We start from the raw sequence: 11,516 nt of genomic DNA on the forward strand, positions 1-11,516 counted from the left end.
AGCCGGCCGGCGACCACCGCGAACAGATAGCTCGGCTTGGGGAAGGGGTCTTCCCAGCGCGCGAAGTGCCGGGCCCGGCCGTCGGCATCGGCCGGCCAGGGGCCCTGCTCGACAAGGTTGCCGTTGGCCAGCAGCACCGGCTCGCGCTCGCGGTCGCCGATCAGGGTGACGCGATAACGCGTCATCACATCGGGCCGGTCGGGGAAGAAGGTGATGCGACGGAAGCCCTCGGCCTCGCACTGCGTGTAGAAGTTGCCGTTGGACACATACAGGCCGGAGAGCGCGGTATTGGCCTGCGGATCGATGCGGTTGGTGAGGCTCAGGGTGAATTCGGCCGGCGGGTCGGGCAGCGTGAGCCCGTGCGCGTCCACCCGGTATTCCTGCGGTGCGAGTGCGCGGCCGTCGATGGCCAGGGCGAGCAGCTCGAGCGCCTCGCCGTGCAGATGCAGCGGCGCCGCGCCGGTGCCGGCCGGCCGGCGATAGCGTGCGGTGGCAGTCACCCGGGTGTCGGTGCGGCTGAGCTCGAGGATGAGTTCGAGGTCGGCCACCTCGTGGGAGGGCGGGGTATAGTCCAGCCGCTTGACGGTGGCAGGTGTCGAGTCGTTCATGGAAGGCGTCAATGGTCGAATCCCATTCTATCGGCTGGCGCGGGCGCGCGGCCCTCGCGGCGCTGCTGCTGGCGATGCTGGCTGCGGGCTGCACCCAGGAAACCCAGAACCGGATCCAGCGCAGCATCCAGAACTGGACCGGCACCAACGGGGTGCTCGAGGTCTATGCCGGCGAGAAGCTGGTGCGCCGTTTCGTGGCCATCGACAAGATGTCCACCGCGCTCGGCACCGAGGACAGGCAGCCGCGGCCCTACCGCTACGGCTACGGCGTCCTCGACGAGAACCTCAACGGTGTGGCTGACCCCGGCGAGAAGCGGGTGTACTTCGAGATCAGCGACTTCGGTACCAACTATGTGTTCTACGAGAGCCCGCGCTGAGACCTTGCCGCCTGGCCGCGCTCACTTGAGCTGACGCGGCTGCCACCAGTTGGGCGAGGCGCTGGCGAAGTCGCCGCTTTCGTGCAGGCGGTTGGCCAGCTCGAGCGAGGCATCGCCCGGGGGCGACGCCACCAGCACCCAGTCGGCGCGGTCGCCGAGCGGCCGGATCAGGCGCAGCCCGTGGCGCGACAGCAGCGCCTCGCGCTCGGCGGCCGTGGTGCGAGGCCTGAAGCCCACCAGCACCCCGCCGGGCAGGGCGCGCGGTCGTCCGCCCGCCTCGGGCTGGTCGCGGTACACGGTCAGTGCCGCCGAACCCGTCGGCGCGGCCGTCTTGTCGCCGAGGGCGGGCTGGATCACCGACTGCTTGGTGCCCGGAGCGGCGCTGAAGTCCGCCAGCAGGCCGCTCTCGGCCCACAGCAGGCGGCGCTCACCGCCGTCGTACCAGTAGCGCTGCTGGGCCTGCGCCGGGCCGGCGAGGGCCAGCAGCGCGAGGGCGGCGGCCATGGCCGCGAGGCTGCGGTGCTTGCTCCCCATGCTCAGCGTCCCCACAGCCGCAGCGCCCAGGACTGGACCGTGCCGGTGTCGTTGGCCTGCAGGTCGGTCACCTGCAGTCGCCAGGCGCCCGCCGCCGGTTCATCCAGGTGCCGCACCGAGCTGAAGCGCCAGTCGCTGTAGCTGCCGCAGGTGCCCAGGCAGCGGCGGGCGTCAGCGAGCCGGCTGACCAGGCCATTGGGGCTGACCAGCCGGATGCGCAGGTCGCCGATGTAGGGATGGACGGCGCTGAAGACCACCTCGACATGCTCGATGCGGGTGATGCCGCAGCTGGCGGCGTCGATCACCACGCTGTCCTCGATGGTTGCACCCGCGGGGCCATCGGGCACGGCCAGGCCGGGGCTGCGGGCATAGGGCCCGCAGGCGATCAGCGAGGACGACCCGCCCACGCTGCTCCAGCCGCGGGCTGCGTTCGCCGCGGCCTGGGCATCGACCGTGCCGAAGCCGTACTCCGGGTGGTGGGGCAGTCCGGGCCCGCTGGTGACCCAGTCGGGGGAGCTGGCGTCATTGCGCCGCGCGGTGCGCGCCAGCAGCAGGCGCACATCGCGCCAGCTCAGCGCAGGGTTGGCCGCGAGCACGAGCGCCGCCGCGCCCGACACCATCGGCGCGGCGGCCGAGGTGCCGCCGAAGTTGCTGCGGGTGCCGCCCTGCGGGGCGAGCGTGGTGATCGCGGCCCGGCCGGCGTCATCGGAGGTGCTGCCGCACACCAGGATGTTGGCGCCGGTCTCGCCGTAGGACGGGCGCCGGCCGCGGTGGTCCACCGAGCAGGCCACCAGCACGCCGAGGTGGTTGGTGTAGCCGTCCAGGCCGGAGCTCTCGCCCACGCACTGGCCGGCGGCATTCGTGCTGATGCAGCCGCCATTGCCGGCGGCGAACACATAGACCGCGCCGCGGCCGCCCCGGCCGTTGGCGATGCCGTGGTCGATCGCCGCAGCGAAGCTGGCATCCACCCGGTTGGGACGGCCGTTGTCGGGCGAGCCCCAGCTGCTGTTGTAGACCCCGGTGTCGGCCAGGCCGCGGCCCAGCGCATCGGCGATGTCGCTGGCATAACTGGTGGCCAGGGGGTTCAGGCCGACCAGGCCGACCCGCGGCGCCACACCGGCGCCGGCCACCGCATTGCCATCGCGGGCGGCGACGATGCCGGCCACCGCCGTGCCGTGCACCTCGTCGGCCAGGCAGGGCAGCGGATAGCGGTTACCCACCGAACCGGTGCGGTAGTTGTAGCTCGCCCCGGCCACGGCATTGGGCGAGAGCTCGGGGTGCAGGATGTCGATCGCGTCATCGACCACCGCCACCCGTGCGCCTTCGCCGCGGGTGATCGTCCAGGCGGCCTTCGCCCGCACATCCTCGCCCGCCAGGCCGCCGCTCTGGCCGGTGTTGGCGAGATGCCACTGGCTGGCGAGCAGGGGGTCGGTACCGGTGAGTTGCGGGCTGCTGGTGAGGGTGTAGCGGAAGGTGCAGCCGTCCTGCACCGGCAGGCCATCGACGGTGGCGGTGCCGCCGCCACCGTTGGCGCTGCTGCCACCGGAGCCGCCGCCGCAACCGCCCGCCAGCAGCACGGCGATCAGCACCGACGCGCAGGTGAGGGCCGGGCGCGGGGTCCGGCGCGAATGCCGGCGGGCGGTCGAGGCGTGCGGAGTCAAGCGGCGGACGGTGCGGGTTTCAGGCGTTGGAGTCTACGCGACATCCCTGATTGTCGGCCCGCATGGCTTCCGATACGCTGCATCGCAGCAAATCAGCCCACCGCCTCGCAGCCCGCGCCTTTGGCCCCTTTCGCGGGCGCGCCGCCTTCCCCGGAGTGCCCTCTCTCATGCGCCGTATCCAGTCCCTGCTCGTCGCCAACCGGTCGGAAATCGCCATTCGCGTGATGCGCGCCGCCGCCGAACTCGGCATCCGCACGGTGGCCATCTATGCCAACGAGGACCGCTTCGCCCTGCACCGCTTCAAGGCCGACGAGAGCTATCTGGTGGGCGAGGGACGCAAGCCGCTGCAGGCCTATCTCGACATCGACGACATCATCCGCATTGCCCGGCTCGCGCGGGTCGACGCCATCCATCCCGGTTACGGCTTTCTGTCCGAGAACCCGGCGTTCGCGCGCGCCTGCGCGGCCGCCGGCATCCGCTTCATCGGGCCCAGCCCCGAGGTGATGACCACCCTGGGCAACAAGGTCGCGGCCCGTCACGCGGCGGTGGCCGCGGGCGTGCCGGTGATGCCGGCCACCGGGGTGCTGCCGCGCACGCCCGTGGCGCCCGATGCCAGCGACACCCAGCGCCAGACCGCCGAGCAGGCGGACTTCGCCGTGGCCGCGGGCGCGGCCGAGGCGGTGGGTTATCCGCTGATGCTCAAGGCGAGCTGGGGCGGAGGCGGGCGCGGCATGCGGGTGATCGAGAACGAGGCCGACCTCGCCGCGCAGCTGCCGGTGGCCCGGCGCGAGGCCGCTGCGGCATTCGGCAACGACGAGGTCTACCTCGAGAAGCTGGTGCGCCGCGCCCGCCATGTCGAGGTGCAGATCCTGGGCGACACGCACGGCAACCTGGTGCACCTGTTCGAGCGCGACTGCTCGGTGCAGCGGCGCAACCAGAAGGTGGTCGAGCGCGCGCCCGCGCCCTACCTGGAAGCCGCCGGCCGCGAGGCGCTGTGCGAGGCGGCGCTCGCGCTGGGCCGTGCGGTGGGTTACACGCATGCCGGCACCGTCGAGTTCCTGATGGACGCCGACACCGGCAAGTTCTATTTCATCGAGGTCAATCCGCGCATCCAGGTCGAGCACACCGTGACCGAACAGGTCACCGGCATCGACATCGTCAAGGCGCAGATCCGCGTGACCGAGGGCGCGCGCATCGGCGAGCCGGGCTCGCCGGTGCCGGCGCAGGCCGACATCCGCCTCAACGGGCACGCCCTGCAGTGCCGCATCACCACCGAAGATCCCGAGAACGGCTTCACCCCCGACTACGGCCGTATCACCGCCTACCGCAGCGCCGCCGGCTTCGGCCCGCGCCTGGACGGCGGCACCGCCTCCACCGGCGCGGTGATCACGCCCTACTACGACTCGCTGCTGGTCAAGGTCACGGCCTGGGCGCCCACGCCCGAGGAGGCGATCCGGCGGATGGACCGCGGCCTGCGCGAATTCCGCATCCGCGGCCTGGCCACCAACCTGCAGTTCGTCGAGAACGTCATCAACCACCCGCAGTTCGTCGCCGGCACGGTCACCACCCGCTTCATCGACCAGACCCCCGAGCTGCTGAAGTTCTCGCGCCGCCGTGACCGCGCCACCCGGGTGCTGCGCTATCTCGGCGAGGTCACGGTGAACGGCCATCCCGACATGAAGGGGCGGCCGCAGGCCGACCTGCGCCACCTGCACCTGCCGCTGCCCAGGGCCGACCTGCTCGCGCCGCCGCCGCCCGGCACCCGCACGCTGCTGCGTCAGCTCGGCCCGAAGAAGTTCGCCGCGTGGATGCTCGCCGAGCAGCGGCCGCTGCTCACCGACACCACCATGCGCGATGCGCACCAGTCGCTGCTGGCCACCCGCATGCGCACCATCGACATGCTGCGCGTGGCGCCGCACTATGCGCGCCTGCTGCCGGGGCTTTTCTCGCTGGAATGCTGGGGCGGGGCCACCTTCGACGTGGCCATGCGCTTCCTGAAGGAAGACCCCTGGCAGCGTCTGGCGCAGCTGCGCGAGGCGGTGCCCAACATCGCGCTGCAGATGCTGTTGCGCGGCGCCAATGCGGTGGGCTACACCAGCTATGCCGACAATGTGGTGCGCTTCTTCGTGCAGCAGGCCGCGGCCGCCGGCATCGACATCTTCCGGGTGTTCGACTCGCTGAACTGGGTGCGCAACATGCGGGTGTCCATCGACGCGGTGCTCGAGACCGGCGCGCTGTGCGAGGGCGCCATCTGCTACACCGCCGATGTCTTCGACCACGGCCGCAAGTACGACCTGCGCTACTACACCCACATCGCGCGCCAGCTGCGCGACGCCGGCGTGCATGTGCTGGGCATCAAGGACATGGCCGGCCTGGCGCGCCCGCGCGCGGTGTCGCTGCTGGTCAAGGCGCTCAAGGAGGAGACCGGCCTGCCGATCCACTTCCACACCCACGACACCAGTGGCGCGGCGGCGGCCTCGGTGCTGGCGGCGATCGAGGCGGGCGCCGATGCGGTCGATGGCGCCATGGATGCGATGAGCGGGCTCACGTCGCAGCCCAATCTCTCGGCGATCGTCGCCGCGCTCGCCGGCTCCGACCGCGACCCGCGCTTCAAGGCCGGTCGCGGTGGCGGCGCCGGCCAGCCTGCCGGCATCGATCTCGACGCCATGCTCGAGATCTCGCATTACTGGGAGGGTGTGCGCCGGCAGTATGCGGCTTTCGAGTCGGACATCCGCAGCGGCACTGCCGATGTCTACAACCACGAGATGCCCGGCGGCCAGTACACCAACCTGCGCGAACAGGCCCGCGCCATGGGTCTGGAACACCGCTGGCCCGAGGTCTCGCGCGCCTATGCCGAGGTCAACCGCCTGTTCGGCGATGTCGTCAAGGTCACGCCCACCTCGAAGGTGGTGGGCGACATGGCGCTCTCCATGGTCGCCAACGACCTCACCGCCGCCGATGTCGCCGATCCGGCGCGCGAGGTGGCCTTCCCCGAGTCGGTGGTGTCGCTGTTCCGTGGCGAGCTCGGTTTCCCGCCCGATGGCTTTCCGCCGGCGCTCTCGCGCAAGGTGCTCAAGGCCGAGCCGCCGCAGCCCTACCGCCCCGGCGACACCCTGCCCGATGTCGATCTCGAGGCGGCGCGGCGCGAGGCCGAGCGGGCCTGCGGTCACCAGATCGACGATCAGGCGCTGGCCTCGTGGCTGATGTACCCCAAGGTCTACAAGGAATACTCCGACCATCAACGCCGCTTCGGTGATGTCAGCGTGCTGCCCACGCCGGCCTTCTTCCACGGCATGGCCGAGCGCGAGGAGATCGCGGTGGGCCTCGACCCCGGCAAGACCCTCGTGATCCGCATGCAGGGCACGGCGCCCGCCGAGGAGGAGGGCGTGGTCAAGGTCTTCTTCGAGCTCAACGGCCAGCCGCGCACCATGCGGGTCGACAAGGCCGGTGCGCCGCGCCGCGAGCAGCGCGCCCAGGCCGAGCCGGGCAATGCCGGTCATGTGCCGGCGCCGATGCCGGGCATGGTGGTCACCGTCTCGGTCAAGGCCGGCCAGGCGGTGCGCGCCGGCGATCCGCTGGTCTCGCTCGAGGCGATGAAGATGGAAACCCAGATCCGTGCCGAGCGTGACGGTACGATCCGGGCCGTGCATGTGCGCGTGGGTGAGACCATCGCCGCGCGCGACCTCCTCGTGGAGCTCTCATGAACCCCGCCTATCCCCGTGATCTCGTCGGCTACGGCCGCAACCCGCCCCACGCCAACTGGCCCGGCCGTGCCCGGGTGGCGGTGCAGTTCGTACTCAACTACGAGGAGGGCGGCGAGAACTGCGTGCTGCACGGCGACCCCGGTTCCGAGCAGTTCCTCTCGGAGATCATCGGCGCGGCCGCCTATCCCGATCGTCACCTGAGCATGGAGTCGATCTACGAGTACGGCTCGCGCGCCGGCGTGTGGCGCATCCTGCGCGAGTTCGAGCGCCGTGGCCTGCCGCTCACCGTGTTCGGGGTCTCGATGGCGCTGCAGCGCCACCCGGATGTCACCCGCGCCTTCGTCGAGCTCGGCCACGAGATCGCCTGCCACGGCTGGCGCTGGATCCACTACCAGGGCATCGACGAGGCCACCGAGCGCGAGCACATGCGCATCGGCATGGAGATCATCCGCCAGCTCACCGGTAACGCGCCGCTGGGCTGGTACACCGGACGCGACAGCCCGAACACCCGGCGCCTGGTGGTCGAGCACGGCGGTTTTCGCTACGACGCCGACTACTACGGCGACGATCTGCCCTTCTGGACCGAGGTCGCCACGGGTGACGGTCGGCGGGTGCCGCACCTGGTGGTGCCCTACACGCTCGATGCCAATGACATGCGCTTCGCCTCGCCGCAGGGCTTCAACACCGCGCAGCATTTCTTCGAGTACCTGCGCGACAGCTTCGATGTGCTCTACGCCGAGGGTGCCGACTCGCCGAAGATGATGTCCATCGGCATGCACTGCCGGTTGCTCGGGCGGCCCGGCCGCTTCCTCGCGCTGCAGCGCTTCCTCGACCATATCGAGCGCCATGACCGGGTCTGGGTCACCCGGCGAATCGACATCGCCGACCACTGGATCGCCCATCATCCCTGGCAACCCGCCGCCTGAGTCAGGGGGCGGCGCGCCGCGCCAGGTCGAACTGGCCTGGCAGCCGCCCTACGACTGGGACTTCGTCACCGGATTCCTCGCGCGGCGGCTGATCCCGGGCGTGGAGACCCTCGGGCCGCAGGGCTACTGCCGGGCGGTGCGGCTCGATGCCGGCGGGCGCGAGCATGCCGGTCGGGTGTGCGTGCAGGCCGATACCGCCCGCGGTGTGCTGCGGGTGCGCCTGGACGCCGCGCTGGCCCCCGTGGCCGTGCCGCTGCAGGCGAGGCTGCGGCGGCTCTTCGACCTCGACTGCCAGCCGGCGGCGGTGGCCGCCAGCCTCGGCGCACTGGCCGCGCAGGCACCGGGCATTCGCGTGCCGGGCGCCTTCGACGGGTTCGAGCTGGCGGTGCGCGCGGTGCTCGGCCAGCAGGTGAGCGTGGCTGCGGCCCACACCCTGGCCGGCCGGCTGGCGCGGCGCTTCGGCACGCCGCTTGCCGGTCCTGCCGACGACGACGGCCCCGACGCCGATCCCCATGCCGATCCTCACCCCGACCCCGGCGCCGATCACGGCTCCGGCACGGGCCCCCGATGGGTCTTTCCCTCGGCCGCGCGCCTGGCCGACTGCGACCCGGCCGAACTCGCCGCGTGCGGCCTGATCCGGCAGCGCGCCGGTGCCATCGTGGCGATGGCCCGCGCGATCCGTGATCAGGGCCTGCGTCTGACGCCCGACGCGCCGGTGCCGCAGACGCTCGAGGCCCTGCGGGCGCTTCCCGGCATCGGCGACTGGACCGCCCAGTACATCGCCATGCGGGCACTGGCCTGGGGTGACGCCTTTCCGGCTGGCGATCTGGTGCTGATGCGTGTGCTCGGGGCGAGCACGCCGGCCCGGGCCCGGACCGTGGCCGAGCGCTGGCGTCCGTGGCGCGCGTACGCGGTGATGCATCTCTGGCGGGGTTCGGCCATCGGTCCAGCGGATTAATCCGAATGAATATTTCCGATGCGCAGATTTAATTCCGGATTGATTTTCGAAATTTTCTGGCTGATTATTCTGGCCGGCAGAATCTGAATCCGGACAATCTCCGGAATATCAGCTCCGGGATTATCCGGATCCCTCTCGGAATAAATCACAGAAGGCGAATCCATGCCCACCTACCGCGAACTCCAGACCCAGATCGAGGAACTCCAGCGCCAGGCCGCAGCCGCCCGCAAGGAGGAGCTCGCCACCACCATCCGCGACATCCGTCGCAAGATCGCCGAATTCGGCCTCACCGCAGCCGACATCGGCCTGGCGCCGCCGGCGGCCGGTCCGGGCCGCGGGCGCAAGGCCGGTGCCAAGCCAGTGGCCAAGCCCGCCGCCCGCGCTGACGGTGATGCCGTGCCGGCCAAGGCCGGTCGGCGCAAGGGCCGCAAGGCCTCGGACGGCCCGGTCAAGAAGGTGGCGCCCAAGTACCGCGGGCCGGCCGGTGAGGAATGGACCGGTCGCGGCCGCAAGCCGAAGTGGGTCGAGGCCCAGCTCGAGGCCGGTCGCACCCTGGCCGATCTGCTCATCCCGTTGGCAGCCTGAGGCCGCTGACAGGCTGATGGACGGCTGGTCCGTCCGTCAGTCCCGGTCGGTCGCCACCGTGTTCAGGGCGTGCCGGCCGCCGGGGCGGCCGGCGCCGGTTCCGCCACCAGCAGCGTGCCGGCTCGCAGGCCGCGCAACGTGGCAAGGCTCAGGCCGCTGATCACCCCGGTAGCGATCGCCAGCAGCAGCACGCCGGGGGATTGCAGCGCGGGTTCGGATTCACTCAGCTTGAGGGTGAGGGCGCTGATCGCCGCCAGCGGAAACGATGCCGCCCAGGCCGGCATGCCGAAGCCGGCCCGCCACATGGCGGGCACCCGGGTGAGCACGGCCGCCAGGGTCAGGCCGGCAATGCCCAGTGCCGCCATGCCCACCCAGCCGGGTGCGCCCAGCGCCAGCGCCGACAGCCCGGTCACCGAGGGCGGTGCCAGCAGGATGAACCACGACGGCGCCAGCCGGTCAGGCAGGGGCATCTGGGCCTGGCGCAGTATCACCATGGCGGTGACCACCGGCCAGAAGAACACGCCCACGCCCAGGCAGGCCCAGGCGAGCTGCGACTGCGCCAGTGGCAGCGCGCCCAGCGGCACCAGCACATTGCCCACGATCGGGATGTACATCACCGGGGTCAGGCCGGGCCAGGGCAGGCGTCCTGCCAGCCAGCGCCCGATCACCCAGACGGTCACCCCGAGCTGCAGGCCCAGACCGCACCACCAGAGCGGGGCCAGTTGTGTCGCCGGCAGACCCAGACCCATGCCGAGCGTGGCCAGCAGCATCATCGAGATCGGCAGGGCCGCGGCAAAGCCGTGCCGCACCGGGTGGGCAAGATCGGCCTGGAGCGCGCCGCGGTGGCGGAAGACCCGCAGCGTCGACGCCGCGAGCACCGCGATGAACACCGCCGCGGCCACAGCCGCGCAGGCCACGGCGGTCTGGCGGGCCATGTCGCCGGCCGCGGGCTGGGCCCGCAACCAGGCCAGACCGAGGCCGCTCCAGCCCATCACGGGGGCAAACCAGGCGGGGCCGAGATGCTGCAGAGGGTCGTTGGGGGTGGACATGGACCGGAGGGGGCTTGCGTCGGCGGCGGGCCATCCCCACCTGCCCGGGATGGCAGCGGCGCGAAGGGGTCGCGCGACGATCGCCGGCCGGAAGCCGGCAGGGAGAGCGGGATGGAACTGGTGTGTCCGGATTGTGCCACGGTGAACCGCGTGCCCGAGACGCGTCTCGGCGAGCAGCCGGTCTGCGGCAAGTGCGGCGCGGCGCTGCTGACGGGCGCGCCGCGGGAACTCGACGAGAACGGCTTCGAGCGCCTGCTTGCGCGTCACGGCCAGCCGGTGGTGGTGGACTTCTGGGCGCCCTGGTGCGGCCCCTGCCGCGCGATGGCGCCGCAGTTCGAGGCTGCCGCCCGGCAGATGGGCGACCGTGTCGCCTTCGCCAAGGTCAACACCGATCTCGAGCCCGATGTGGCGCAGCGCCTGGGCATTCGCGGCATCCCCACCCTGGCGGTGTTCGCCGGCGGCCGTGAGATCGCCCGGCGCAGCGGGGCGATGAGCGCGGCCGATCTCGTGCGCTGGGTGGACAGCGCCGTGGCCGCCGGCTGAGTCGCCGCCGTTGAGCGGGCGGCCGCGGATTCCGGCTGCCCCGGTCCGAGCGTCACGCGCCGGCGGATCCGCATCCAGGCGCCGATGCACCGCGCCGATTTGCTAGATTCCGGCGCATGTCGGATTCCGCGGATACCCTGTCGCGCCTGGTCGGCCTGCTCGATGGCACCCTGCCCGGCCTCTGGCCGGTGGTGCGGCTGAGCATCGAGGTCAGCGGCGCGGCCACGCTGCTCGCCGCGCTGGTGGCCCTGCCGCTGGCGGCCTGGCTTGCGCTCACGCCGTTTCGCGGCCGCGGCGCGGTCATCGCCGCGCTCAATGCGCTGATGGGCCTGCCCTCGGTGGTGGTCGGCCTGATCGTCTACCTCATGCTCTCGCGCGCCGGGCCTCTTGGGCCGCTTGGCCTGCTCTTCACCCCACCGGCCATGGTCATCGCCCAGGCGCTCCTGGTGGCCCCGCTCATCACCGCCCTGGCCCGTCAGACCCTGGAAGACGCCCTGGCCGAGTTCGGTCCCTATCTGGCATCGCTCGGCGCGGGCAAGGCCGCCACCATGGCCACGCTGCTGCACGAGGC

10 protein-coding genes and 1 pseudogene are annotated in these 11,516 nt (G+C 71.7%); 7 read left to right on the forward strand and 4 right to left on the reverse strand.

The features are described from left to right. Positions 1–608: pseudogene (gene pepN / locus AC2H6A_RS13915) on the reverse strand (aminopeptidase N); the annotation flags it as partial. A gap of 11 nt (positions 609–619) precedes the next feature. On the opposite strand from pepN, the gene AC2H6A_RS13920 reads away from it, so the two are divergent. Continuing rightward, positions 620–985: a hypothetical protein gene (locus AC2H6A_RS13920; RefSeq protein WP_484274198.1), complete on the forward strand. Its 366-nt coding sequence runs from the start codon at positions 620–622 to the stop codon at positions 983–985. A 21-nt stretch (positions 986–1,006) separates the two neighbouring features. On the opposite strand, the gene AC2H6A_RS13925 is transcribed toward AC2H6A_RS13920, so the two are convergent. After that, positions 1,007–1,519, reverse strand: a complete 513-nt coding sequence (locus AC2H6A_RS13925) for a hypothetical protein (RefSeq protein ID WP_484274199.1) — start codon at positions 1,517–1,519, stop codon at positions 1,007–1,009. 2 nt (positions 1,520–1,521) lie between these two features. Then, positions 1,522–3,108 (reverse strand): S8 family peptidase, encoded by a 1,587-nt coding sequence (locus AC2H6A_RS13930; protein WP_484274200.1) that lies wholly within the window; start codon positions 3,106–3,108, stop codon positions 1,522–1,524. A 239-nt stretch (positions 3,109–3,347) separates the two neighbouring features. Between AC2H6A_RS13930 and AC2H6A_RS13935 the strand changes: the two genes are divergently transcribed. The 4 genes from AC2H6A_RS13935 to AC2H6A_RS13950 all read left to right on the forward strand — a co-directional run bounded on the left by AC2H6A_RS13935 (position 3,348) and on the right by AC2H6A_RS13950 (position 9,353). Continuing rightward, complete coding sequence (locus AC2H6A_RS13935) at positions 3,348–6,884, forward strand: pyruvate carboxylase (protein ID WP_484274201.1); 3,537 nt, start codon at positions 3,348–3,350, stop codon at positions 6,882–6,884. Beyond that, positions 6,881–7,810, forward strand: a complete 930-nt coding sequence (puuE, locus tag AC2H6A_RS13940) for an allantoinase PuuE (protein WP_484274202.1) — start codon at positions 6,881–6,883, stop codon at positions 7,808–7,810. Before AC2H6A_RS13935 ends, puuE begins: the two co-directional genes overlap by 4 nt. Next, positions 7,731–8,768: an AlkA N-terminal domain-containing protein gene (locus AC2H6A_RS13945; protein ID WP_484274203.1), complete on the forward strand. Its 1,038-nt coding sequence runs from the start codon at positions 7,731–7,733 to the stop codon at positions 8,766–8,768. The genes puuE and AC2H6A_RS13945 overlap by 80 nt, the downstream gene beginning before the upstream one ends. Positions 8,769–8,930: 162 nt before the next feature. Beyond that, entirely contained in the window at positions 8,931–9,353 is a 423-nt protein-coding gene (locus tag AC2H6A_RS13950) for an H-NS histone family protein (RefSeq protein ID WP_484274204.1), read from the forward strand. Between the two features lie 62 nt (positions 9,354–9,415). Here the strand turns inward: AC2H6A_RS13950 and AC2H6A_RS13955 are convergent, their stop codons facing one another. Next, positions 9,416–10,402, reverse strand: coding sequence for an SLAC1 family transporter (locus AC2H6A_RS13955; protein WP_484274205.1), 987 nt, complete (start codon positions 10,400–10,402; stop codon positions 9,416–9,418). Between the two features lie 111 nt (positions 10,403–10,513). On the opposite strand from AC2H6A_RS13955, the gene trxC reads away from it, so the two are divergent. After that, complete coding sequence (trxC, locus tag AC2H6A_RS13960) at positions 10,514–10,945, forward strand: thioredoxin TrxC (protein ID WP_484274206.1); 432 nt, start codon at positions 10,514–10,516, stop codon at positions 10,943–10,945. Positions 10,946–11,061: 116 nt separating this feature from the next. Next, positions 11,062–11,516, forward strand: a 455-nt coding sequence (locus AC2H6A_RS13965) for an ABC transporter permease (protein ID WP_484274207.1), incomplete at its 3' end; no start/stop codon positions are given.

It is taken from the genome of Quisquiliibacterium sp., assembly GCF_982640115.1.

What these genes read in the sequence shown, in the direction of transcription:
- AC2H6A_RS13920 (WP_484274198.1), top strand. Translation starts at nt 620, where the DNA reads ATGGTCGAATCCCATTCTATCGGCTGGCGCGGGCGCGCGGCCCTCGCG.
- AC2H6A_RS13955 (WP_484274205.1), bottom strand. Translation starts at nt 10,402, where the DNA reads ATGTCCACCCCCAACGACCCTCTGCAGCATCTCGGCCCCGCCTGGTTT.
- AC2H6A_RS13925 (WP_484274199.1), bottom strand. Translation starts at nt 1,519, where the DNA reads ATGGGGAGCAAGCACCGCAGCCTCGCGGCCATGGCCGCCGCCCTCGCG.
- trxC (WP_484274206.1), top strand. Translation starts at nt 10,514, where the DNA reads ATGGAACTGGTGTGTCCGGATTGTGCCACGGTGAACCGCGTGCCCGAG.
- AC2H6A_RS13950 (WP_484274204.1), top strand. Translation starts at nt 8,931, where the DNA reads ATGCCCACCTACCGCGAACTCCAGACCCAGATCGAGGAACTCCAGCGC.
- AC2H6A_RS13935 (WP_484274201.1), top strand. Translation starts at nt 3,348, where the DNA reads ATGCGCCGTATCCAGTCCCTGCTCGTCGCCAACCGGTCGGAAATCGCC.
- AC2H6A_RS13945 (WP_484274203.1), top strand. Translation starts at nt 7,731, where the DNA reads ATGACCGGGTCTGGGTCACCCGGCGAATCGACATCGCCGACCACTGGA.
- puuE (WP_484274202.1), top strand. Translation starts at nt 6,881, where the DNA reads ATGAACCCCGCCTATCCCCGTGATCTCGTCGGCTACGGCCGCAACCCG.